This window comes from Pantoea sp. FN0302 (genome assembly GCF_050113775.1).
GTDB classification, from domain to species: Bacteria; Pseudomonadota; Gammaproteobacteria; order Enterobacterales; family Enterobacteriaceae; genus Mixta; species Mixta alhagi.
Genome location: NZ_JBNJSM010000007.1, coordinates 50,075 through 74,261 on the forward strand (window position 1 = coordinate 50,075; position 24,187 = coordinate 74,261).

Consider the following 24,187-nt stretch of genomic DNA (forward strand, 5'->3'; position numbering starts at 1 on the left):
GGTTCGCCCGAGACGCCACAGGTATCCAGCCGGGCCTCCCGCCTCAGCGACTGCTGTTTTCATCCTTGCGGGTACGTCCCAGCAGGTTCAATGCTGCCTCGCGCGCCGATTTTTCGCAATACAATACCTGATAAATTTGCTCGGTTATTGGCATTTCGACACCATAGCGTGCCGCCAGCGCGCGCACCTCTTTGGTGTTGCGATAGCCTTCCACAACCTGTCCAATCTGTGTCTGCGCACTCTCGACATCCACGCCCTGACCCAGCATGATACCGAACCGGCGATTACGTGACTGATTATCAGTACAGGTCAGTACCAGATCGCCCAGCCCTGCCATGCCCATAAAGGTGGTAGGATCGGCGCCCAGCGCTTCGCCAAGACGACTCATCTCCGCCAGGCCTCGGGTAATCAAAGCGGTACGCGCATTCGCCCCAAAGCCGATACCGTCAGAAATACCTGCGCCGATAGCGATCACGTTTTTCACCGCACCGCCCAGCTGCACCCCGATAAAGTCAGGGTTGTTGTAGACGCGAAAACTTTTACCGCAGTGCAGCAGCAACTGAAGATCATCAGCAAACTGCGGATCGGTCGCGGCCAGTGCAATCGCAGTAGGTAAACCCGCCGCCAGCTCTTTCGCGAAAGTTGGGCCGGAGATCACCGCCAGCGGCAGCGTATCGCCAACAATATCGCGCGCCACATCCTGCAGTAAACGTCCGGTTTCGCGCTCCAGCCCTTTGGTGGCCCAAATAATACGCGAGTCAGCACGCAAATGTGGCTTGATCTGCTGTAGCACTTCGCCAAAAACATGACTCGGCACCACAATCAGCAAATCACGACTGGCGGCAACGGCCTGGGCAAGGTCTGGCTCGGTAGATAGCGTGGCGGGAAAAGGCACGTCTGGCAGAAAAGCCACGTTGCAGCGCTCGGATTCCAGCTGGGAGAGATGTTGAGGATTATGGCCCCACAACAGCACCTGATGGCCGTTGCGGGCTAAGGTAATGGCGAGTGCGGTGCCGTAAGATCCGGCACCAAGCACGGTAACTGCTGCGTTACGCTTGTTCATCAGGCATCCTGACGAGGTTCGCCGCCTTCTTCTTGCTGCTGCAGATAGTTCATAAACAGCGCATCGAAGTTAACCGGCGCAAGGTTAAGTTGCGGGAAGGTGCCGCGTGAAACCAGACTGGTGATGCACTCACGGGCGTACGGGAACAGAATATTCGGGCAGTAAGCGCCAAGGCAATGTGCCATCTGGGTGCCTTCGATACCGGAAATAGTGAAGATACCCGCCTGCTGCACTTCGCACAGGAACGCCGTTTCCGTCCCTACGGATGCCGTAACCGTTACGCGCAGCACCACTTCGTAAATACCTTCAGCCAGCTGGCTGGAGGCGGTATCCAGATCCAGTTTAACTTCCGGCTCCCACTCTTTCTGGAAAACCTGCGGCGCGTTAGGCGCTTCAAAGGAAATATCTTTCGTATAAATACGCTGGATCTGGAATGACATTTCGCTGGTGTTTTGTTCTGACATTGTGTTGAGTCCTGTTAGTTAAAAAAATCCATCGTGGTGCCAGTTAAGCCATCATTTCAGCAAAGGATCAAGACCTTCGCGGCTGTCCAGCGCATAAAGATCTTCACAACCGCCAATGTGTTGTGCATCGATAAAAATTTGCGGTACGGTGGTTCGGCCGCTGCGTTTAATCATCTCTTCGCGCTTATCCGCATCACCGTCAATCGGGATTTCCTGGAAAACCACGCCTTTCTGCGTCAGCAGCGCTTTTGCCCGATGGCAGTAAGGACAGGTTGCTTTGGTATAAATCTCTACGTTAGCCATGTTCAGCACCTTGTAAGGTTATTTACCGCGTACCAGCGGCAGATTTTCACTGCTCCAGCCAGCGATACCATCTTTCAGTACGCTTACCTGCTCGAAACCTGCAGCGCTCAGCTGAGAAGCCGCTTCAAAGGCGGAAGTTCCCGTCGCGCAAACTACAATTATGGGCTGAGCTTTATGCTTTTCCAATTCGCTGAACGTGCCCTTTTTAATATCCGCCGCCAGAATATTATGCGCGCCGGAAATATGACCTTTACGAAATTCATCGCGGGAGCGGGTATCCACAACCACCGCATCTTCCTTGTTAATCAGGCGAGTCGCTTCGCCACGGCTGATGGTTTTAACTTTGGAAAACATGCCCTTAAACGTGGTCACGATCACTAAAACCAGCAATACGACCCATGCCAGACACAGAATGGGGTGATTGCTTGCGAATTGCATAATTTCTTGCATGAGGGGTAACAACTCCCGACAGGGTTAATAAGCGAAAAATAGGTTTCTGAGTATACCTGCGCCACCTCGCATGTACAGTCGCGAAGCGGTGAGAGTGTGGTTTTCTGTTGTATAAAGCGGAAAAAATTTGCCGTGGCGCAAACAATACCGGAACCCGACGGTAAAAAGGCGCGGCAGAGGCGGCGATTATCCGCTAATGTCCTTTTAATAAAGCGAATTGCATTCTTTGCTGCCTGCCGTGCGGTAAAAGAAAGGCGTTTGAAACGAACAGAAACGCAAAAGCCAGGCCCATCGCTGGCAAGCGGCTATTCATCATGGAATAATCGACTCCTTATGAGGGAAAAAGCATCAGTTTTACATTCATGGACTTCAGGTAACTTTATGGCCGGTTACGCGCCGTTACACAGCCGTTTGTCCGCGCTCTCCGTCAGCCTGTTATGTGCTGGCGTACTGCTGTTGCCGCTGCATGCCAGCGCTGCGGATGACAATAAATCCCAGCTTAAATCTATTCAGCAAAACATTGCTGAAAAAGAAAAGAGCGTTCGCTTACAAAAAGAACAGCGCAGCAAGCTGCTGGATCAGCTGCAAAGCCAGGAAAAAATCATTGCCGAAGCCAGCCGTAAACTACGGCAAACTCAGCAACTGCTGACCCGTCTGAACAAAGAAATCGATACGCTAAACCATTCTATCGCTCAGCTGCAAAAGCAGCAGACGCAGCAGGAAACCTTGCTGGCGCAGCAGCTTGACGCCGCTTTTCGTCAGGGCAAGCATAGCGGCCTGCAGCTCCTGCTTAGCGGTGAAGAGAGCCAGCGCAGCGAACGCATCCTTTCTTACTTCGGTTATCTTAACGAAGCACGGCAGAAAAATATCGATGAACTGCAGAAAACGCGGCGCGATCTGGCCACGCAAAAAGCGGATTTGCTCAACAAACAGAACCAGCAGAAGTCATTGCTAAGCGAACAGCAAACGCAGCAGGCGCGGCTGGAACAGGCGCGCGTTGCACGGAAAAAAACGCTCGTGACGCTGGAAAGCGCGCTGGAAAAAGATCAGGCCGACCTGGTAGAGATGCGCCAGAACGAAAGCCGCCTGCAGGATAAAATCGCCCGTGCCGAGCGCGAAGCAAAAGCACGCGCTGAGCGTGAGGCGCGGGAGGCGGAGCAGGTGCGTAAGCGCCAGGCGCAAGCGAAAGCCAAAGGCTCTACCTATAAACCCACCGAAAGCGAGCGTTCGCTAATGTCACGTACCGGCGGCCTGGGTCGTCCCGGCGGTCAGGCTTTCTGGCCGGTACGTGGCCGCATCGAACATCGCTTCGGTGAAGCGCTCCAGGGCGAGCTACGCTGGAAAGGCCTGGTGATCGACGCGCCGGAAGGCACCGAGGTCAAAGCCATTGCCGACGGCCGCGTGCTAATGGCCGACTGGCTGCAAGGTTACGGACTGGTGGTGGTGGTCGAACATGGCAAGGGCGATATGAGCCTGTATGGCTATAACCAGAGCGCGCTGGTCACCACCGGCGCTCAGGTAAAAGCCGGACAGCCGATCGCGCTGGTCGGCACCAGCGGCGGCCGTGGCACGCCGTCACTCTATTTTGAAATCCGTCGTCAGGGACAGGCGGTCAACCCACTCCCGTGGTTAGGAAAATAAGTGTTGTTTTCAGTTAAAAGAATGGCCGTGGCGCTAAGCGGCCTGCTGTTCGCCTGTTCGGCGAGCGCTGGTAAATTGGCTATCGTGATTGATGATTTTGGTTATCGTCCCCAGCAGGAAAATCAGGTGCTGCAGATGCCGAACGCTATTTCGGTAGCAGTATTGCCTACCGCTCCGCATGCGCGTGAGATGGCAACCAAAGCCCACCAGCATGGGCACGAAGTGCTGATTCATCTACCGATGGCCCCGCTCAGCAAGCAGCCGCTGGAGCGGGATACGCTTCAGCCGGAAATGAGCGCTGACGAGATCGCCCGTATCATTCATAACGCGGTAGCTAACGTGCCCTATGCGGTGGGCATGAATAATCATATGGGCAGTAAAATGACCTCCAGCCTGTCAGGAATGCAAAAAGTCATGCAGGTATTGGATCACTACAGTTTTTACTTTCTCGACAGCATGACCATTGGCAACAGCCAGGCGACACGCGCCGCTGCGGGCACGCGTGTAAAAGTCATTAAGCGCCGCGTATTCCTTGATGATAATCAGAACGAAGCAGAGATTCGCAAGCAATTTAATCGCGCGGTGCATCTGGCGCAGCGCAATGGCTCAGCGATCGCGATTGGTCATCCCCATCCTTCTACCGTACGCGTTCTGCAACAGATGCTGCCCAACCTGCCTGCAGACGTAACGCTGGTTCGCCCCAGCCAGCTGTTGAATGAGTCACAGACTCCTTCTGCTGCACCAGCGCCGCAGAAAACCGCGCCGAAGCCGCGTAATCCGTTCCGTGGTGTCGCGATCTGTCGCCTGCCGCAGCCGCTAACGCCGGTGCCGGCAACGCACGCGCTGGAGGTAATTACCGAGAGCGTTGCGCAAAGTCCGCTGGTGAAAAAGATCGGCAGCCTGTTTTGATAGATTGTGCATCGTCAGCGCGGCAGGAAATCTTTATAATGCCGCCCTGATCATTTCTTCCTTCGTGAGCGTAAGGATATGGCGCGATGACGCAAGCTCGACAAAAAATCCTGTTGCTGGATAACGGCAGAGAATGGGGCGGCGGCACCAACAGTATGCTGGAACTGCTGAAGCGTATCGATCGCGACCGTTTCGATATTACCTGCTGTTTTTATTATAATTACCAACGCGGCGAGGGTGAGACCATCGAGTCGGTGCTGAACGCCATCGGCATTCCGGTCATCTTTATTCCACAGCGTAAACAGCCTCTCTCAGCCAAGCTGCAAAAAGAGCTGCTGCGCGCGCTGCTGTTTTTCAGCCGCTCGCTGAAAAAGCGCGTGGCTGAGACGATCGATCGCCGCTGGCGCGTTGAGCCTAACGCACTCAGGCTGCGTGAGCTGCTGCTGCAGGGCGGGTACGATACGCTCTATATGAACAACCAACCCAGTACTAACGTTGAAGGTTACCTGGCGGTCGCCGATATTCCCGTTTCTCTGGTACAACATTGCCGTATTGAGCCGCTGCTGACTCCGCAACTGGTCCGCATGATTAATCAGCGGGTCAATGCGGTGATAGCCGTTTCTCATGGCGTCTGCCAAACCCTACGCTCCAGCGGCGTTGATCCTTCACGCTGCTTTACGGTCTCCAACGCCATCGATATCCATCAGCCTCTGCCCGATCGTTGTACGGTTCGCGCCCGGCTTGGCCTGCCGGAAGAGTGTTTTTTATTCGGCAGTATTGGCTCGCTTATTGCCCGTAAGGCGACACATCATACTCTGCAGGCGCTGGGCGCCTTTCAGCAAGCCTGCCCGCAGGTTAACTGGCATATGGTAATGGTCGGCACAGGCCCGGAGCTGAACAGCCTGCAACAGCTGGCTGTGCGGGAAGGCATTGCCGATCGCGTGACGTTTACCGGTTTTCGTAATAACGCGCTCGATTATCTGGCGGCCATGGATGTTTTTGTGCTGGCCTCTAAAAGTGAAGGTCTGCCGCGCGTGGTGCTGGAAGCGATGCTGGTTAATACGGCGGTAATCGGCTCGAATGTGGTGGGCACCGCCGAGCTGGTTGATAATGGGCAAACCGGGCTGCTGTTTGAATATGGCGATACCGCACGCCTTTGTGCGCATATGCAGGCGCTCTGCCAGGATCACGCCCTGCGCCAGCAGCTGATTTCACAGGCTAATGCCAACGTTAAATCTCACTACGCTATTGAAAATTATGTGGCGGGCGTCGAAGCCCTGTTGCGAAGCGTGGCAAAGGAATCTTCTTCTCATGTTTGAATTTTTAAATCCTCAATACCGTCATATCCAGTCGCGGCACAATATCCCCTATACGCAGGCGGAGGTGCAGGGCGAGGTGCCTGTTACCTCCATTGTGATCCCCTGTACCGGCGCAGACTTTATTGAGGAAGCCGAGCTAAGCGCACTGTTTGCTTCACGCTATGCCGAACGGGCAGAAGAGATTGTTATTGTCAGCGATCAGCCCGCCGCGCTTTTCCGCAATTTGCCGCCAAAGACGCGCGTGGTCACGCTGACGGTGCCGGACCGTGAAGAGAGTTATCGCTATAAGCAAATCTATCGCAGCCGGTTAATTAAGCTACAGGCACCGCTTCAGGCACAAACCGACGGTATTTTGATGATCGATTCTGATCTTAACCTGTTGCAAATGCCTGAAATAAATATGAAAGCAGCACATATCTACTCCAGCTTTCGTCAGGGTAAAATGATTGCCAAGCTGGATAAGGCGGTGCCAGAGGATCAGCCCGCCTATTATTCACGGACGGTACGCCCTTTTCTGGTCGATCACGTTAATGGCGCATTCCTGGCCGCTACGCGCCAGACCTGGAAGCGTATCTGTCCGCTGTGGCTGACGCTGTTTCAGGATACCTGGGAGTTGATGGATGATTCACAGCCGCCGACGGATCAGCTACCGCTGGCCGCCCTGCTGGATTTGCTGGATCTCAAAACCGTTAACCTGGGTGAATGGATGAACTGGCCAGTCTCCAAACGTATCGGCGGTCAGGAAGCCACTATTCCGAAAGAAGTGATTGGCGCGCATGGCGGATTTCCGCTGAGCGAATGGCAGAAATATCTTCAGTCTGCGGATGCGCCGCTGCTGTTTAAAGGTCAGGACTATACGCGTAAAGTGCGTTACCTGACCGATGCAGAAAAGAAACAGTAAGCGTGCGGCTGCCCGTAGCGTGCTGATGCGGGCAGCCGATCATCATTAATCCCAGCTCAGCACCACTTTGCCTGAGCGCCCCGAACGCATTTCGTCAAATCCCTGCTGGAACTCATCAATGCTATAGCGATGGGTAATTATCGGTGTCAGGTCAAGTCCAGACTGGATCAGCGCGGCCATTTTATACCAGGTTTCAAACATCTCACGGCCATAGATCCCTTTAATAAACAGCCCTTTAAATATCACCTGATTCCAGTCGATCGCCATATCCGATGGAGGAATGCCCAGCAGCGCAATACGCCCACCGTGATTCATTGCCTCCAGCATGGTGCGGAACGCAGGCGGCGCGCCTGACATCTCCAGCCCGACATCAAAGCCCTCGGTCATGCCCAGCTCGCTCATTACCTGCTTGAGTGATTCACTGCTGACGTTAACCGCACGCGTGACGCCCATCTGACGCGCCAGCCCCAGACGATACTCATTCACATCGGTAATCACTACGTGACGCGCGCCAACGTGCTTACATACCGCCGCCGCCATAATCCCGATCGGCCCGGCACCGGTAATCAATACATCCTCGCCGACCAAATCAAAGGAGAGCGCGGTATGCACCGCGTTGCCAAAGGGATCGAAAATCGCTGCCAGCTCATCAGAGATGTTATTGGGGATCTTAAAAGCGTTAAACGCTGGAATGACCAGATATTCCGCGAAACAGCCCTGACGATTAACCCCGACGCCAACGGTATTACGGCAGAGATGCGTGCGCCCAGCGCGACAGTTACGACAGTGGCCGCAGGTGATATGCCCTTCTCCCGAGACGCGATCGCCAACAGCGAAGCCTTTAACCTCTTGCCCAATCGCAACCACTTCACCCACATACTCATGACCGACAATCATCGGTACCGGAATGGTTTTTTGCGACCATTCATCCCAGTTATAAATATGAATATCGGTGCCGCAGATAGCGGTTTTACGGATTTTAATCAGCAGGTCGTTGTGGCCGGGTTCCGGGATCGGCGCATCGGTTACCATCCAGATCCCTTCTGTTGCTTTTAGTTTTGCCAGTGCTTTCATAGCGACTTTCCTCAGGCGATAACGCCAAGCTGTTTACCAATGCGCGTAAAGGCTTCCACCGCACGTTCAAGCTGCTGATGCGTATGCCCGGCTGAAATTTGCGTACGGATACGCGCCTGCCCCTGCGGCACTACCGGATAAAAAAATCCGGTTACGTAGATGCCTTCATCCTGCAGCAAACGCGCAAATTCCTGCGCCACCTTTGCTTCACCCAGCATCACCGGAATGATGGCGTGATCGGCACCGGCCAGGGTAAAACCTGCATCGGTTAACGCCTGACGGAAGTAGCGGGCGTTATCCCACAGGCGTTGCCGCAGGCCATCGCCGTCGCTCAGCATATCCAGTACCCGCAACGAGGCGCTAACGATCGCCGGTGCCAGCGAATTAGAAAACAGATAGGGCCGTGAGCGCTGGCGCAACCACTCTACTACCTCTTTTTTTGCCGCCGTATAGCCGCCGGAAGCGCCTCCAAGCGCTTTGCCCAGCGTGCCGGTAATAATATCGACGCGCCCCATCACCTCGCAGTATTCATGCGTTCCGCGACCACCCGCGCCCACAAAACCTACCGCGTGCGAATCATCCACCATCACTAACGCATCAAACTCATCGGCCAGATCGCAAATACCGCGCAGATTGGCGATAACGCCATCCATAGAGAAGACGCCATCCGTAGCGATAAGAATATGACGTGCGCCTGATGTACGTGCCTCTTCAAGGCGCGCGCGCAGCTCTGTCATATCGTTGTTGGCATAGCGATAGCGCCGCGCCTTGCACAGGCGCACACCGTCAATGATCGAAGCATGATTCAGCGCATCGGAAATCACCGCATCTTCCGGCCCCAGCAGAGTTTCAAACAGCCCGCCATTGGCGTCAAAACAGGAGGAGTAGAGGATCGCATCTTCCATACCGAGGAATTCAGCCAGTCGCTGCTCCAGTTGCTTATGGATATCCTGCGTGCCACAGATAAAGCGCACCGATGCCATGCCAAAACCGTGACTCTCCATCCCTTCCTGGGCTGCCAGGATTAATGCCGGGTGGTTAGCCAGCCCAAGATAGTTATTGGCGCAAAAGTTAACGACCTCCTGACCCGCCGCAAGGCGAATCTCAGCCTGCTGCGCCGAAGTAATAATCCGCTCCTGCTTAAACAAACCTTCCTGTTGCGTTACTGCCAGCTGTTGCTCAATTTGACGATAAAAATCCGCAGGCATTTTTATTCTCCGTGACCGGCTTATAGTCGGCACATCATACTGAACGCTGTCTCGCCAAACGATAATCGACGCAACAGAATGTGAATTTTGCAGCATATATCACGCCTGATGCTGGGGTTACATTTCGTTACGGACTCCTCTGGCTGCCTGTCTGCCAATGAAATGTTATGATGAGCGTTATTTAGGTGTGGAACCTCCCGTTCCGCCTCACTGTTTAAGGTTAAGCACATGATTATTGTGACTGGCGGCGCCGGTATGATCGGCAGCAATATTGTTAAAGCGCTCAATGATGAAGGTATTACCGATATTCTGGTGGTGGATAACCTGAAAGACGGCACCAAATTCGTTAATCTGGTTGACCTTGATATCACTGATTACATGGATAAAGAGGATTTCATTGCCAGCGCAATGGCCGGTGATGACCTGGGTGATATTGAAGCGGTTTTCCATGAAGGCGCCTGTTCCTCCACCACCGAGTGGGACGGCAAGTACATGATGGATAACAACTATCAGTACTCGAAAGAGCTGTTGCACTTCTGTCTGGAGCGCCAGATCCCCTTCCTGTACGCTTCCTCGGCGGCCACTTACGGCGGACGCAACGACAACTTTATTGAAGAGCGCCAGTATGAGCAGCCGCTGAACGTTTACGGCTACTCGAAAATGCTGTTCGATCACTATGTGCGTCAAATTCTGCCGGAAGCGGATTCTCAGGTGTGTGGCTTCCGCTATTTCAACGTTTACGGACCGCGTGAAGGTCATAAAGGCAGCATGGCAAGCGTTGCCTTCCATCTCAATACGCAGTTGAACAACGGCGAGAATCCCAAACTGTTTGAAGGCAGCGATAACTTCAAGCGCGACTTTATTCACGTCAGCGATGTGGCTGCGGTGAATCTGTGGTTCTGGAAAAAAGGCGTTTCCGGCATTTTTAACTGCGGAACCGGCCGTGCCGAATCTTTCCAGGCCGTAGCGGATGCCGCGCTGGCTTACCATCAAAAAGGGGCGATCGAGTACATTCCTTTCCCGGAAAAACTCAAAGGGCGCTATCAGGCTTATACCAAAGCGGATCTGACTAATCTGCGGGCAGCGGGCTATGACAAACCGTTTAAAACTGTGGCCGAAGGCGTAGCTGATTATATGGCCTGGCTGAACCGCGACGCATAAGGAAGGCGCACCCGGCATGAAAATACTGGTAATCGGCCCCTCATGGGTCGGCGATATGATGATGTCGCAAAGTCTCTATCGTACGCTGAAGGCCGAGCATCCTGATGCCGAGATTGATGTGATGGCGCCAGCCTGGTGCCGTCCATTACTGTCGCGCATGCCGGAAGTCAACGAGGCGCTGGCGATGCCGCTGGGTCACGGCGCGTTAGCGCTGGGCGAGCGCTATCGTCTTGGCAAAGCGCTGCGCCATAAAAAATATCAGCGCGCCTATGTGTTACCCGGATCGTTTAAATCGGCGCTGGTGCCTTTTTTTGCCGGTATCCCACAGCGTGTGGGCTGGCGTGGCGAAATGCGCTATGGCCTGTTAAACGATCTGCGCGTGCTGGATAAACCCGCTTTCCCGCTGATGGTAGAGCGCTATGTGGCGCTGGCCTATGACGCGTCGCGCATTAAAAGCGCCCGCGACCTGCCACAGCCGTTGCTGTGGCCGCGCCTGCAGGTAGAAGAGCAGGAAAAAATCGAAACCGCAGCGCAGTTTTCTCTGAACGCTGAAAGGCCAATCATTGGTTTCTGCCCAGGCGCGGAGTTTGGCCCGGCCAAACGCTGGCCGCACTATCACTATGCCACGCTGGCGCAGCAGCTCATTGCCGCTGGCTATCAGATTGTGCTGTTTGGCTCAGCAAAAGATCGCGAAACCGGTGAGCAGATCCGTCAAACGCTGGATGAAGCCGGACGTCACTACTGCCATAACCTGGCCGGTGAAACCAAACTGGAGCAGGCGGTTATTCTGCTGGCGCACTGCCATGCAGTAGTCACCAATGATTCAGGGCTGATGCATATCGCCGCCGCGCTAAATCGTCCGCTGGTAGCGCTATACGGGCCCAGCAGCCCCGATTTTACTCCGCCGCTCTCACAGCAGGCTCGCGTTATTCGCCTGATTACCGGCTATCATAAGGTGCGTAAAGGCGAGGCGGACCAGGGCTACCATCAGAGCCTAATCGATATCCAGCCTGCGCGCGTTATGGAAGAGCTTATGACGTTATTAAGTCAGCAGGAGCGTGCATGAAGGTGTTGATTGTTAAAACCTCTTCAATGGGGGATGTCCTTCATACGTTACCGGCGCTGACCGATGCCATGCGAGAAATCCCTGATATTCGCTTTGACTGGGTGGTTGAAGAAAACTTTGCACAGATTCCAGGCTGGCATCTGGCGGTAGACCGCGTATTGCCGGTGGCGATTCGCCGCTGGCGTAAACACTGGTTCGGCAGTCAACAGCGCGAAGAACGTGTCGCGTTCAAACGAGCACTGCAGGCGCGTGAATATGATGTGGTGATTGATGCTCAGGGTTTGATTAAAAGCGCAGCGCTGGTAACCCGCCTGGCAAAAGGCATTAAGCATGGTCAGGACAGCCGCAGCGCACGTGAGCCTTTCGCCAGCTGGTGGTATGACAAACGCCACGAAATTGATAAGCGACAGCATGCCGTAGAGCGCACTCGCGAGCTGTTTGCCAAAAGTCTTGGCTATGAGAAACCGCAAACGCAGGGCGATTATGCCATTGCCTCTCATTTTCTTGCTCACCCACCCGCTGATGCGGGGCGCTACCTGGTCTTTCTGCATGCCACCACGCGTGATAACAAACACTGGCCTGAAAGCCACTGGCGTGAGCTGATTACGTTAATCGAGCCGACCGGTTTGCGGATTAAACTCCCCTGGGGAGCGGAGCATGAGCATCAGCGGGCACAGCGTCTGGCTGCTGGTTTTGATCATGTTGACGTGCTGCCGAAGCTAACGCTGGAGCAGGTGGCGCAAACGCTGGCGGGCGCAAAAGCGGTGGTTTCAGTGGATACCGGCCTGAGCCATCTCACTGCCGCCCTCGATCGTCCTAATATTACACTCTACGGCCCGACCGATCCCGGTCTGATTGGCGGCTATGGACTGAATCAGCAGGCGCTGCGTGCGCCTGGCAGCACGGATATGGCGGCCATAACGCCTGACAATGTCAATGCTGCGCTGCAGCCGCTGCTGGGTACGAAACCACAATGAGGACGCCCTGCCGCCTGAGCGTTATTATCACTGCGCATAACTGCGCGCGCTGGCTTGAGGGGACGCTGGAAAGCGTTATTGCCTGTTTAGCTGATGCCTGGTCACGCTGCGAAATCATCATTATTAATGATGCCTCAACAGATGATTCGCAAAGCATCATTGAACGCTTTGCCGCTAATCATCCTCATGTTCGCTATCAGAAAACTCAACTGCGTAACATCGGTAAGGTCAGAAACCATGCCGTTTCGTTAGCTCAGGGCGATTACTTACTGATGCTTGATGGGGACGATCGTCTGCTGCCTGGCGCCATTGCTAACCATTTAGGCATACTGGATGCGCAAGCGCCTGATATCTATCTCAGTAAACTGATTGAACAACGCGGTGACAGGGGCGGTGCGCTTCCTGAGTGGCATTTTCATCCGCCAGTTTGTTTAACCGTTGATGATGCTATAACGCGTTTTCTCATCCACCGGGATTTTCAGGCTCACTTTATCGGGCAGTATTTCCGGCGCGATTTGTTGTTGGAAAACCCTTTTCCGCCCTTTATCTGTTACGAAGATGCCTGGCTCTTTCCGCTATTGTTAACCCGCAGTAGAAAAATCTTGTTTTCAGAAGCCGGTTTTTATCTCTACCGCAAACATGCCGTCAGCCTTTCAACCGTGATGACGCCTGAGAAAATTAGCTGTTTATTGGCCGCTACCGCGCATATGGACGAGGTGCTGCCTGATAATTTTAAGCCGCTTATTACCTGTCACTGGATTGATGTAATTAATCGTCATGCGGCTGTATTAAAGCAGCAGGGAGAGTGGGAGAAAGTAAAAACGCGGATCCATCAACAGCGCCTGGGCAGTTTCTTATTTAATGGCAAAATCAGGATGAGCTACAAGAGAAAAATGCTTAAGGTCAGGCGGCTAACCTAGCCGCCTGAGCAAGAACTAACGCAGCTTTTGGCGCGCAGCGTTGATGCTTTGCCATAGCTGGCTCAGGATCAGTAATAGCGCCACGCAAACTGTTAACTCGCGACTAATAAAAACAACATCCGTTAAGCCACTGACGACAACCACCAGCATTCCAGAAAGCAGCAATGCGTTCTTTTTTCGCAACGCATATATAATAATTGCCACATAAAACAACAGCATAATTAAAGCACCGGGAATACCCTGTAAAGTCGCGCTGTCGATTAGCTCATTATGTAAATGAATGGGTACAAACTCTAATGCGCTGGCATCGCGATGGTGCTCATTAACATAGTGCTTAAACCAGGCCGTCCGCTGCTCCATATTCATGCCAAGAGGATTAGCCGCGAAGCAGGCCGTACCGATATTCCACATAGCCAGTCGGCTGGTCAGTGAGCCATATTCATTACCACGATCGTGGCTATAACGGGCAAATTCAGCGATGGCGATATCAGCTCTGGGTTTGATCATGGGTTTATAACAGGCCGCAGCCAGCACGAAGATAGCAATGACAATACCTGCAGCACCCTTCCAGCCCAAATGGCGGAACTGCAATAGCCCCACCAAAAAGATAATCACGGGAAAGGCCGCAATCATGTTGCGGGTACCGGTCTGGATAATGATAAACCAGCCGATAATAAATATGCCCAGGCAAAGCAGCAGTTGGCTCTTCGCATGGCTTTTAGCCGCCAGCATAAACAGCACAACCGCCGTTAACATTGCATAGCCATAAGCAGAGATTGTGGCGCGATCAAGCGCAAACTCCACGCGGCGTGCGCTACTGAGGTATTGATAAAAACCATATGCCGTCGCGCCAATAAAAGCGATGATCAAGCCCCACTCAATCACACGTCGTGTAAGCTGCTGATTTTTTGCAAATTGACTTAACAGATAATAGCTAATGATGGCGGCGATCAGCAGACGTTTACCGGCGTTCAGGTAATCATTAAAGGGGTTATAGTCCGCATTGCCCAGGTAGTGCCAGTAAAACCAGACCACCTTGCTGCATCCCAGTAAAGCCAGTAATCCCGTAAACCAAAGATGGCGTCGATTAAGCTGTCTACCATTCGCGATAATCCCGATCAGGGAAAAATAAAAGGCCCAGTAAAAAGCAACTTTTGCTGTTTTTTCATGCAGAAAAGTAAACATTACCGCGAATAAAACCGCCGATAACGCCAACATATAAAATGCGTCACGCCAGTGTGCTTTTATAAGCGAACGGCTCATTGCACCTGAATATGAAATTTCCCTGGTCATTTTAACCTTGCCTGAAAGTATTGATAATATTCTGCCAGCGTCATGCCCTGCGTACGCTGCTGTAACCAGCTAAACAGCGCCTCTAAATCTTCATACAGCCGTTCAATATCTGCTTCAGTTTTAAACGTCGGGCTACCGTCCGGCATAAATTCTGAAGAGTGCAGCATAAACTCGACGTAATCATTGCCCTGCGCCAGGCTTAATTCTGCCACTCGCTTCATGGCAGCCAGATTTCCGCCGGAAGGGCGCAGCCAGTTCACCGATGGGCCACGTTTTTTGCCGCGTAACCGATCGTAACCCTGCTTCAGCTGATTCATAAATGCTGAATGTTTGTACTGGATACTCATCGGCACTTCCAGCAGCGTGGAATTACCGCTGCGTGAAATATCCTGCGGATCCAGAAAATAAGCGTGCTGCGGAAAATGGCTATAATCTGTGCCGCCCTGCCCCTGCGGCGCGCCGGGTGAATTACGCCAGCTAACGCGTGGCGTAACCGAACAGTCAACCTGATAGCCCAGCTCACGCAGTACTGCAGCATAGCGCTCATCAAATGCCCAACGTCCGGCGCGGTGACTGAGCATTTTGGTTTGAAATTTTTCCTCCAGCAGATCGGTCATAAACCTGACCTTGTCACGCAACAAAGCGTCTGGATACTCAATCAGGTAGGGCTGCCAGCGCCAGTCATCATCGGTTAACGGCGTCTCCGGCGGACTGTTCCACGCATGCAGATGCATACCCACTTCACCCTGACCGCGCTTAATCACATCAGCAGCGAACTCAATATAAGCTGGATCGCTTGCCATCTCATAGTTGGTCAGCCAGGTCGGCTTAAAGCCATATTTTTCACAGAGCGCCTGAAAGCGCGGCAAAAAAAGCGTGTTACGGGTGGTAATGGTCTGCCGATTGCGCCAAAGATTGTCGCCTTCAGTGTCAATTGTGATGAGAAAAGCCGGTTTATTCATCTTACTTCCAACGCTCCACAGGTTGTGGCCGTCATGTTACGCAGCCCCTTCAAACAGAGCAAAATTATTTCATTACGACAATTCCTCTTCATTTGCCGCCCATCGCAGGCTAAGCTTCGCTTGATTAACTGCCAACTGCGTTTCGTTGAACTTTAATCAAGTATTATCCAGTTGGTATGATTAGAAACTTAACTAACAACAAAATAACTCTTACACTTTTGCCAGTGACGTTGCTGCACACATAAGGATGTATAAAATTGTCCAGGCGTATTTTGATGGTCATCGATGGCTTACCAGGGGGCGGCGCAGAGAAAGTTGTGCTGACTCTGGCTAAGGGCTTGCTGTCGCTGGGACATCAGGTGTCGCTCTTTTCTTTACGCAGCGTATGTGACTATCCCTTGCCGGCCGGGCTGGACTATCAGGTAATCCAGGATCGCTGTGGTAAGCCATGGCGTAAAATTACCGAGCTGCAACGCCGGGCCCACCTGCTGGATCGGGCAATTGTCAAGGCTGAGCAGCAAAACGGCGCCTTCGATTTAGTGATTTCTCATTTACATAAAACCGACCGCATCGTCAGCCGTTGCCGCCATCTCGATCCCGCCAGAACCTGGTATTGTCTGCATGGCGTGTTCTCCGCCTCTTACCTGGCGCGACGTAAAGGCTTTTCCCGCTGGCTTAAAATTCAAAAAACGCGCCGGGTCTATGAAAATCGTAACGTTATCGGCGTTTCGCAGTTTGTCCTTGATGATTTGAAGCAGCACTACGCCATAAAACCGGCGAAAGAGGTTGTTATATATAATCCTTTCGATGTCGATTATATTCTGCAACAGGCGCAGGAAACGTGTGAGCTGGCAGGGCAGGATTATTTACTGCATGTAGGACGTTTCCATCCAACAAAACGTCACGATCGCCTGTTACAGGCTTACGCCCATAGCGGCTTACAGGCGCCTCTGGTGCTGATTGGTCAGGGCGATACCGCACGCCTTACTGAGTTAAAACAACTGGCGGAGCAACTGGGTATTTCCGATCGGGTGATTTTCAAAGGATTTACGCATAATCCCTATGCATGGATAAAACATGCCCGTATGCTGATTGTCAGCTCGGATAGCGAAGGATTTGGCAATGTGCTGGTTGAAGCGTTGCTGTGCCAGACGCCTGTGGTTAGCACCCGCTGCCCCGGTGGGCCGGAAACGATCCTACAGGGCGAGCTGGCTCGCGGTCTGGCGGAAATGACCAGCGAATCACTGGCGGAAAGGATCAAGGACATTTATCATCAGCCGCCGGCATTACAACAGCTCGACCTTTCAGCCTATTACATTGAGGCTATCTGTTTGCGTTATCTTGCGTTGATCAAACATTAACCATGATGCGCAACAATGGAATAATATTTTTAGCAGGGGATAGGTATGCTTTGCCCCGTTGCCAGTAGCGCTGAGGAAACGGTGTGAATTATATTTTCATTTTTATTTTACTGCTGCCGCTTAAATGGGTTCGAAAGCTTTTCTATAAAAAGCAAGGGCGTAACCTGGTGATTCAGACGGCCAAAATTGGTGACTTCGTTAATATCACCCCATTACTGGCGCACCTGCAACACAGCGATGCACTGCTTAGCCGTACCGTTGCGCCGCTGGCGCAGCACGATGATACACTGCTGAAAATTTGGTATGTCGAAGACCATAAAAGCGGCTTGCTCGCCAAAATCCGTCTGGCTTTGCAGTTAATGAATCGGTACGACAACGTCTATCTGCTGCACCCCAATAATCTTAACTTATTCTATGCGGCCTGCTGTAATGCCAGTAACAAACAATTTTTATCCAATTATCGTCGAAAATGGTACCAGAGGCTATTTTACTGGACGGCGGATGGTATCGTAGAACACAGCAAAATTTCTCTAACGATAGAGAGCTATCTGAAGCTGGCGGATCGTACACTCACCAAAGAAAGCTATAAGAAACATGCTACACGTCCGCTTTTTAAAAATAATGGGTTACCTAATGAGCTTTTTTGCCAGGACCATATAAAAATTGGCATTAGTATCTCCGCTGGCAATCAAGCTAAAACTATTCCGCCAGTGATTTGGAAGAAGCTGTTTGATCGCTTACAGGACTTACCCTGTTCTTATTACATTTTTGGTGCGCCAAATGAAATAGGTCACCTTGAAGAGCTTTATAAAGTTACAGGTAAAAGCCGTTGTTTCATCAATCTGATTGGGCAGCTAACATTAGAGACTGTGCCGTATGCTATCAGTCAGCTTGATTTCTATATTGCTTCTGATTCCGGAAATGTTTATATCGCGGACGCCCTTGGTATTCCTGTCGTGTTGCTCTATGGCCCTTGTGGTGTTGAAGAGCAACGTCCCCTGGGAGACGTTTTGCTGATTGGGCCAGATCATATTGCCCCATCATCTTTCATTTTTGCGGCACCTTATCAATTCCGTCATCCGGCAGAGCAGCTTTATGCGCTTGACCAACGCAAACTTGATGATATTCATGATTTTATTGCCGCCCGCCAGCCGGAGCGGCTGTGCCAAACCAAGCCTCATTGAACATGACTCAACAATCTAAAACCGCTTCGCCTTTACTGAGCGTCATTATTCCGATGTATAACGCCGGCAGCATGTTTGACACCTTTATGGCGTCTCTGCTGGCACAAACCTTTACTAACCTCGAAGTCATTATCGTAAATGACGGTTCCACGGACGGCAGCGCCGAACGGGCTGCCGAGTATGCGGCACGTTATGAGCATATCAGCGTGATTAATCAGGAAAACGGCGGCGTTTCGCGCGCGCGCAACGCAGGACTGGCGGTGGCACGCGGTAAGTATGTGACCTTTCCCGATGCCGATGACACCCTGTCGCCTGCAATGTATCAGACGCTGGTTGAGATGGCCGAACAGGACGATTTGGATGCCGCTCAATGCAACGCAGAGTGCTTTTATGCTGGCAGCCAGCGGGTCAAAACGCTGATCCCGCTCGACAGGCTGACCTCGACCGACGTCATGGATGGCGCAGCCTGGCTGAGTAAAGCGCTGGCCACACGACGCTATCTTCATGTTGTCTGGATGGGAATTTATCGCTTATCACTGATTAAATCCCGTGAGCTGATGTTTGAGCCGGGGCTACACCATCAGGATATCCCCTGGACTACGGAATTTATGCTCAACGCTCGCCGGGTGCGTTATACCGATACCGCGCTCTATCGCTATTATGTCCACGATCGGTCGATCAGCAACCGTAAGCGCACCGGGCAGCGTAACGTAGAGTATCAGCGTCACTACCTGAAGATTGCGCGTATGCTGGAAGAGCTCAATCAGCGCTATCACGGCAAGGTAAAAATCTATCCGCAATTTCACTATCAGATAACTCACGAAGCGCTTAGCGTCTGTCATTCAGTACGTCGGGAGCCAGAAACCGAGGCGCGTCAGGCGATTATTGCGGATATATTTTCAACCCAAACCCACCGAAGAATGCTGCGTAATGCGCGCGGCCTGAAACAGTGGTATCAGCTCCTGCTCTGGCTGAGCCGTATTTATCGCTGGCGTAAACATTAAGCGGGCAAGGTCGGGGAAATGTCGCAGGCTGCGCTTTCTCTCCCAACCGCTTTGCCCTAAGATCGGCTCACTTCATTCTAAGACAGGTTTTGTATGGTAAGTCAGATTCCTGCATCTTTTACTCCCCGTAATATTCTGGTGATTAAACTGCGTCACCATGGCGATATGCTCCTGACTACACCAGTCATTAATGCGCTGCATCAGCGTTATCCCAACGCTGCAATCGATGTGCTGCTTTATCAGGAAACGCGCCCGATGCTGCAGGCGCATCCGGCAATCCGTAAGCTACATTTGATAGATCGTAAGTGGAAAAAACAGGGCATCTGGCATCAGGCTAAACAAGAACTGAAGCTGGTAAACGCGATTCGGGACAGCCATTATGATGTGGTAATTAATCTGGCCGATCAGTGGCGCAGCGCGTTAATTGCACGCCTTTCAGACGCTCCGGTACGCATTGGTTTTGCTTTCAACAAACGTGATAATCATTTTTGGCACTACTGCCATAATCATCTGGTTTCCACGCAAAATTTCAGCCAGCTCCACACGGTAGAGCAAAATCTGCTGGCGCTGTCGCCGCTGGATGTACCAACCGATAGCGCGCCCGTCTCGATGTATTATGCCGATGAAGACTGGCAGGCGGCGCAAAAACAGCTGCATGAGCAAGGCGTTAACGGCCCTTATGTCGTTATTCAGCCAACCTCTCGCTGGACATTCAAGTGCTGGGATGATGAAAAGGTCGCGGCGTTAGTCAACCAGTTGAATCAACCCGGCCTGCAGATTGTATTAACCGCGGCGCCCGACCGGAAAGAAATGGCGATGATCGCGCACATACTTTCCCTGTGCCAGAATCCGCAGGTAACCACCATTGCTGGCCAGCTCAGCCTGACCCAACTGGCGGCGCTTATCGATCACGCCCGGCTGTTTATCGGCGTCGACTCCGCCCCAATGCATATGGCGGCGGCGCTGCAAACTCCCTGCGTCGCCCTGTTTGGCCCAACCAAACTGCAACAGTGGCGGCCCTGGGGGGCTAATAACCGGATTATCTGGGCGGGCGATTACGGTTCGCTGCCAACGCCGGACTCGATTGATACGAAAACCGAACAACGCTATTTAAGCGCCATCCCGGTTGAAGATGTGGTTGCTGCGGCAAGGAGCTATCTGGATGCGTAAAATACGGCTGGCGATTGTGCGCCAAAAATACCGACCCGACGGCGGTGCTGAACGCTTTATCGCACGGGCACTGGAAGCGTTGGATAGCGAGCAGCTCGATCTGAATATTATCACCCGCAGCTGGCAAGGCACGCCCAAACCCGACTGGCACCTACATATTTGTAACCCGCCTAAGCTGGGGCGCATATCCCGGGAGCGGGGCTTTGCATCGGCAGCACGTGCCTGCTGGCAGCGCGAGAAATTTGATCTTGTGCAGAGCCATGAGCGCATTGCAGGCTGTGATATTTTTCGGGCCGGCGACGGTGTGCATCGCGTCTGGCTGGAACAGCGCGCGCGTATTGTTTCGCCGCTGCAACGATTAAGCGCCTCGCTTAGTCCTTATCATCGCTACGTGCTGAAGGCGGAAGAAGAGATGTTTCATTCCGCCTCGCTGAAAAAGGTTATTTGCAACTCCGAGATGGTGAAGCGGGATATTATCCGCTGTTTTAACCTGCCTGAAGATCGCATTACCGTTATTTATAACGCTATCGACTCCCAGCGTTTTCAACCGGCTACCGAAGCGACGCGTCATGCTACCCGACAGCAGCTGGCGATACCGCAGCAGGCCGTCGCGCTGATCTATGTCGGATCCGGTTTTGAACGTAAAGGCCTGAAGGCGGCGATTCAGGCGATCGCTAATAGCGATCGCTATTTGATCGTGGTGGGTCAGGACAAACACCAGTCTCGTTATCAACAGTTGGCGAATCAGTTGAACTGCCTGGACCGTTTACGTTTTGTTGGGGTGCAGCAGGATGTACAGCCGTTTTATCATGCCGCTGATGGTTTGATCTTGCCAACGCTGTACGATCCTTTTCCGAACGTTATTCTGGAAGCGATGGCCTGCGGCCTGCCAGTTATCACCAGCACCGGCTGCGGCGGCGCGGAGTTTATTATTCAGGAGCAGCAGGGTTTTGTTTGTGATGCGCTGGATATCAAGGCGTTACATGAAGCCGTACAGGCTATTCCTGCAAAAACGCAGGATGCAGCCATGGGCGATGCCGCACGTGCCAGAATAGCGCCTTATACGCCACAGCGATTAGGTGCAGAACTGCACGCGCTTTATCTACAGCTGCTGGCGGGCGCGGCGGAAGAAAGATGAGTGCAGGCAAGTTATCTGCTAACATGCCGCATTCCGCATATTTTGCTTAAGTCTGACGCATCAGTGTCGTAAAGATCGGTATGACAACGATTTACACCGCCCTGCTTTACCTCATACAGCCTCTGATCTGGCTGCGCCTGTGGCTGCGCGGCCGCAAAGCACCTGCCTATCGCAAACGCTGGGCGGAGCGCTACGGCTTTTGTGAAGGCAAAGTGAGCCCTGGCGGCATCCTGCTGCATTCGGTTTCAGTGGGGGAAACGCTGGCTGCCGTACCGCTGGTGCGGGCGCTGCGTCATCGTTACCCAACGCTGCCCATCACCGTCACCACCATGACGCCCACCGGCTCGGAACGTGCCCAGTCCGCCTTTGGGAAAGATGTTCATCACGTCTATCTGCCTTACGATTTGCCCGACGCAATCAACCGTTTTCTCAATACTGTCGATCCCAGACTGGTCATCATTATGGAGACCGAACTGTGGCCCAACTTTATTAAAGCGCTGCATGAACGTCAGGTGCCGCTGGTTATCGCGAATGCGCGTCTGTCGGCCCGTTCAGCGAAGGGCTATAAAAAACTGGGGAAATTTATGCGCCAGTTGTTGCAGCGCATTACGCTTATCGCAGCGCAGAATGAAGAGGACGGCGCGCGCTTTGTCGAGCTGGGGCTGAAGCGGTCTCAGCTGGCAATTACCGGCAGCCTGAAATTTGATATTTCCGTTACGCCCGAACTGGCGGCACGCGCAGTTACGCTACGTCGCCAGTGGGCGCCCCGTCGCCCTGTGTGGATCGCCACCAGTACTCATGAAGGGGAAGAGGCGATCGTACTGGATGCACATCGTCGCCTGCTGGCACATTTTCCCGATCTGCTCTTGATTCTGGTTCCGCGTCATCCGGAACGCTTTGATACCGCGCGGGAAATGACGCAGAAAAGCGGCTTCAGCTATACCTTGCGCAGCAGCGGCGAAATTCCTTCCAGCGGCACACAGGTGGTTATCGGCGATACCATGGGCGAGCTGATGTTACTGTACGGTATTGCCGATCTGGCCTTTGTTGGCGGCAGCCTGGTAGAGCGCGGCGGCCATAATCCTCTGGAGCCTGCGGCACATGCTATTCCGGTGCTGATGGGCCCGCACACATTTAATTTCAAAGATATCTGCAGCAAGCTGAAGCAGGCGGATGGTCTGATTACGGTAACCGATACCGCTACGCTGGTGCATGAAGTGGGTAATTTGCTGATTGATGATGATTATCGACGCTATCATGGTCGTCACGCTGTTGATGTACTGCATCAGAACCAGGGCGCGCTGCAACGCCTGCTGCAGTTGCTTGAACCTTATTTGCCGCCACGGAATCATTAAATGACCGTACGCCAACGCCTGTCAGTGGTCATGATCGTGAAAAACGAAGCGGAGCTGCTGCCGGATTGCCTGGCTTCAGTGAGCTGGGCCGATGAAATTATCCTGCTGGATTCCGGCAGTCAGGACGCCACGCCTGCCGTAGCGGAACAGTATGGCGCTAAGGTTTTTCGCTCCCAGGAGTGGCCCGGTTATGGCCAGCAGCGCCAGCGCGCGCAGGCATACGCCAGTGGTGAAATGATTTTGATGATTGATGCGGATGAGCGTGTCACGCCGGAACTGCGCGCTGAGATAGAACAGGTGCTGCAGGCTGCGCCGCAGCCGGATAAGGTTTACAGCCTTGGGCGACTGAACCTGTTTTTAGGACGCTTTATGCGTCACAGCGGCTGGTATCCCGATCGCGTGGTGCGTCTCTATCCACGTACCTATAGTTATAACGATCATCAGGTACATGAATCTCTGGAGACGGAGCAGGCGCAGGTTGTGCCGCTGGCGGGACATCTACAACATCTCACCTGTCGCGATTTTTGCGCCTTTCAGCGTAAACAACTCGCCTATGCGGAAGCCTGGGCGCTGCAGCGTCATCAGCAGGGTAAACGCTGCGGCATTTTCTCTGTGTTCAGCCATACGCTGGGCGCATTCTGCAAAACGCTGCTGCTGCGCGCCGGTTTCCTTGACGGAAGCCAGGGCTGGCTGCTGGCGGTAGTGAATGCGCAATACACCTTTAATAAGTACGCGGCGCTGTGGGCGCTGGGTCAGTCGACTAGCGGAGACAACAAATGAGTACCAGGGCTATCTATCCCGGCACCTTTGATCCTTTTACTCTGGGTCATCTGGATATTCTGAGCCGCGCAGCGCTGATGTTTGATCATATTATTCTGGCTATCGCCGCCAGCCCAGGCAAGAAACCGCTATTCAGCCTGGAAGAGCGCGTTGCGCTGGCGCAGCAGGCCACGGCCCATTTACCCAATGTGGAAGTCACCGGCTTTAGCGATCTGATGGCGAATTTCGCCCGCGATCGCCAGGCCAATGTTCTGGTGCGCGGCCTGCGGGCGGTATCTGATTTTGAATATGAAATGCAGCTGGCGCATATGAACCGCCACCTTCTCCCGACCCTGGAAAGCGTTTTTCTGATGCCTGCGGAAGAGTACTCTTTCATCTCTTCTTCGCTGGTAAAAGAAGTGGCCCGGCACGGCGGCGAAGTAAAAGCTTTTCTGCCAGAGTCAGTCTGGCAGGCGCTACTGGCAAAACTGGCCAGCTAAGTCGC

Annotated in this window: 24 protein-coding genes; 16 read left to right on the forward strand and 8 right to left on the reverse strand. The window is 53.0% G+C overall.

What is annotated here, in order from left to right; genetic code table 11:
* Nucleotides 1–43: 43 nt before the first annotated feature.
* Genes gpsA through ACQE32_RS18260 form a run of 4 tightly spaced genes read right to left on the reverse strand, consistent with a single transcriptional unit; the run spans nt 44 to nt 2,280 of the window.
* Complete coding sequence (gene gpsA, locus ACQE32_RS18245) at nt 44–1,063, reverse strand: NAD(P)H-dependent glycerol-3-phosphate dehydrogenase (RefSeq protein WP_426982187.1); 1,020 nt, start codon at nt 1,061–1,063, stop codon at nt 44–46.
* A complete protein-coding gene (gene secB / locus ACQE32_RS18250; RefSeq protein ID WP_085069328.1) occupies nt 1,063–1,527 on the reverse strand; it encodes a protein-export chaperone SecB in 465 nt (154 codons plus the stop codon). Before secB ends, gpsA begins: the two co-directional genes overlap by 1 nt.
* A gap of 51 nt (nt 1,528–1,578) precedes the next feature.
* Entirely contained in the window at nt 1,579–1,830 is a 252-nt protein-coding gene (gene grxC, locus ACQE32_RS18255; RefSeq protein ID WP_427022213.1) for a glutaredoxin 3, read from the reverse strand.
* 18 nt (nt 1,831–1,848) lie between these two features.
* Nucleotides 1,849–2,280 (reverse strand): rhodanese-like domain-containing protein, encoded by a 432-nt coding sequence (locus ACQE32_RS18260; RefSeq protein WP_085069324.1) that lies wholly within the window; start codon nt 2,278–2,280, stop codon nt 1,849–1,851.
* A 333-nt stretch (nt 2,281–2,613) separates the two neighbouring features.
* Here ACQE32_RS18260 and envC point away from each other — a divergent pair, with 333 nt between their 5' ends.
* The 4 genes from envC to ACQE32_RS18280 all read left to right on the forward strand — a co-directional run bounded on the left by envC (nt 2,614) and on the right by ACQE32_RS18280 (nt 7,050).
* Nucleotides 2,614–3,921: a murein hydrolase activator EnvC gene (gene envC, locus ACQE32_RS18265; RefSeq protein WP_426982188.1), complete on the forward strand. Its 1,308-nt coding sequence runs from the start codon at nt 2,614–2,616 to the stop codon at nt 3,919–3,921.
* A gap of 21 nt (nt 3,922–3,942) precedes the next feature.
* A complete protein-coding gene (locus ACQE32_RS18270) occupies nt 3,943–4,830 on the forward strand; it encodes a divergent polysaccharide deacetylase family protein (protein WP_426974969.1) in 888 nt (295 codons plus the stop codon).
* Between the two features lie 86 nt (nt 4,831–4,916).
* The gene (locus ACQE32_RS18275; protein ID WP_427022214.1) at nt 4,917–6,149 is read left to right on the forward strand and encodes a glycosyltransferase; all 1,233 of its coding nucleotides are present in this window, start codon (nt 4,917–4,919) and stop codon (nt 6,147–6,149) included.
* Nucleotides 6,142–7,050: a hypothetical protein gene (locus ACQE32_RS18280; RefSeq protein ID WP_427022215.1), complete on the forward strand. Its 909-nt coding sequence runs from the start codon at nt 6,142–6,144 to the stop codon at nt 7,048–7,050. The genes ACQE32_RS18275 and ACQE32_RS18280 overlap by 8 nt, the downstream gene beginning before the upstream one ends.
* Before the next feature lie 45 nt (nt 7,051–7,095).
* Here ACQE32_RS18280 and tdh read toward each other — a convergent pair whose 3' ends face one another.
* Together tdh and ACQE32_RS18290 are read right to left on the reverse strand one after the other, a co-directional pair.
* The gene (gene tdh / locus ACQE32_RS18285; protein ID WP_427022216.1) at nt 7,096–8,124 is read right to left on the reverse strand and encodes an L-threonine 3-dehydrogenase; all 1,029 of its coding nucleotides are present in this window, start codon (nt 8,122–8,124) and stop codon (nt 7,096–7,098) included.
* A gap of 11 nt (nt 8,125–8,135) precedes the next feature.
* A complete protein-coding gene (locus ACQE32_RS18290; RefSeq protein ID WP_426982189.1) occupies nt 8,136–9,332 on the reverse strand; it encodes a glycine C-acetyltransferase in 1,197 nt (398 codons plus the stop codon).
* Between the two features lie 228 nt (nt 9,333–9,560).
* Here ACQE32_RS18290 and rfaD point away from each other — a divergent pair, with 228 nt between their 5' ends.
* Genes rfaD through ACQE32_RS18310 form a run of 4 tightly spaced genes read left to right on the forward strand, consistent with a single transcriptional unit; the run spans nt 9,561 to nt 13,456 of the window.
* Nucleotides 9,561–10,493 (forward strand): ADP-glyceromanno-heptose 6-epimerase, encoded by a 933-nt coding sequence (gene rfaD, locus ACQE32_RS18295; protein ID WP_426974931.1) that lies wholly within the window; start codon nt 9,561–9,563, stop codon nt 10,491–10,493.
* A 16-nt stretch (nt 10,494–10,509) separates the two neighbouring features.
* Nucleotides 10,510–11,559: an ADP-heptose--LPS heptosyltransferase RfaF gene (gene rfaF, locus ACQE32_RS18300; RefSeq protein WP_426982190.1), complete on the forward strand. Its 1,050-nt coding sequence runs from the start codon at nt 10,510–10,512 to the stop codon at nt 11,557–11,559.
* Nucleotides 11,556–12,536 carry a lipopolysaccharide heptosyltransferase RfaC gene (gene rfaC, locus ACQE32_RS18305; protein WP_427022217.1) on the forward strand — a complete coding sequence of 327 codons (981 nt, stop codon included), beginning with the start codon at nt 11,556–11,558 and terminating at the stop codon, nt 12,534–12,536. The genes rfaF and rfaC overlap by 4 nt, the downstream gene beginning before the upstream one ends.
* Nucleotides 12,533–13,456 (forward strand): glycosyltransferase family 2 protein, encoded by a 924-nt coding sequence (locus ACQE32_RS18310; RefSeq protein ID WP_427022218.1) that lies wholly within the window; start codon nt 12,533–12,535, stop codon nt 13,454–13,456. The genes rfaC and ACQE32_RS18310 overlap by 4 nt, the downstream gene beginning before the upstream one ends.
* 15 nt (nt 13,457–13,471) lie before the next feature.
* Here ACQE32_RS18310 and ACQE32_RS18315 read toward each other — a convergent pair whose 3' ends face one another.
* Both ACQE32_RS18315 and ACQE32_RS18320 read right to left on the reverse strand, forming a co-directional pair.
* Nucleotides 13,472–14,641: an O-antigen ligase family protein gene (locus ACQE32_RS18315; protein WP_427022219.1), complete on the reverse strand. Its 1,170-nt coding sequence runs from the start codon at nt 14,639–14,641 to the stop codon at nt 13,472–13,474.
* Between the two features lie 104 nt (nt 14,642–14,745).
* Complete coding sequence (locus ACQE32_RS18320; protein ID WP_427022220.1) at nt 14,746–15,711, reverse strand: polysaccharide deacetylase family protein; 966 nt, start codon at nt 15,709–15,711, stop codon at nt 14,746–14,748.
* A gap of 275 nt (nt 15,712–15,986) precedes the next feature.
* Here ACQE32_RS18320 and ACQE32_RS18325 point away from each other — a divergent pair, with 275 nt between their 5' ends.
* From ACQE32_RS18325 to coaD, 8 genes are all read left to right on the forward strand, one after another.
* On the forward strand, nt 15,987–17,072 hold the full coding sequence (locus ACQE32_RS18325; RefSeq protein WP_427022238.1) for a glycosyltransferase: 1,086 nt from the start codon (nt 15,987–15,989) through the stop codon (nt 17,070–17,072).
* Between the two features lie 83 nt (nt 17,073–17,155).
* Nucleotides 17,156–18,256: a glycosyltransferase family 9 protein gene (locus ACQE32_RS18330; protein WP_427022221.1), complete on the forward strand. Its 1,101-nt coding sequence runs from the start codon at nt 17,156–17,158 to the stop codon at nt 18,254–18,256.
* Nucleotides 18,257–18,258: 2 nt separating this feature from the next.
* A complete protein-coding gene (locus tag ACQE32_RS18335; protein ID WP_427022239.1) occupies nt 18,259–19,260 on the forward strand; it encodes a glycosyltransferase in 1,002 nt (333 codons plus the stop codon).
* Nucleotides 19,261–19,353: 93 nt separating this feature from the next.
* Nucleotides 19,354–20,430, forward strand: coding sequence for a putative lipopolysaccharide heptosyltransferase III (rfaQ, locus tag ACQE32_RS18340; RefSeq protein WP_427022222.1), 1,077 nt, complete (start codon nt 19,354–19,356; stop codon nt 20,428–20,430).
* A complete protein-coding gene (locus tag ACQE32_RS18345) occupies nt 20,423–21,568 on the forward strand; it encodes a glycosyltransferase family 4 protein (protein ID WP_427022223.1) in 1,146 nt (381 codons plus the stop codon). The genes rfaQ and ACQE32_RS18345 overlap by 8 nt, the downstream gene beginning before the upstream one ends.
* 80 nt (nt 21,569–21,648) lie before the next feature.
* Entirely contained in the window at nt 21,649–22,923 is a 1,275-nt protein-coding gene (waaA, locus tag ACQE32_RS18350) for a lipid IV(A) 3-deoxy-D-manno-octulosonic acid transferase (protein WP_426982194.1), read from the forward strand.
* Nucleotides 22,924–23,703, forward strand: coding sequence for a glycosyltransferase family 2 protein (locus ACQE32_RS18355; protein WP_426974917.1), 780 nt, complete (start codon nt 22,924–22,926; stop codon nt 23,701–23,703).
* Nucleotides 23,700–24,182 carry a pantetheine-phosphate adenylyltransferase gene (coaD, locus tag ACQE32_RS18360; protein ID WP_250651213.1) on the forward strand — a complete coding sequence of 161 codons (483 nt, stop codon included), beginning with the start codon at nt 23,700–23,702 and terminating at the stop codon, nt 24,180–24,182. The genes ACQE32_RS18355 and coaD overlap by 4 nt, the downstream gene beginning before the upstream one ends.
* Nucleotides 24,183–24,187 lie beyond the last annotated feature (5 nt).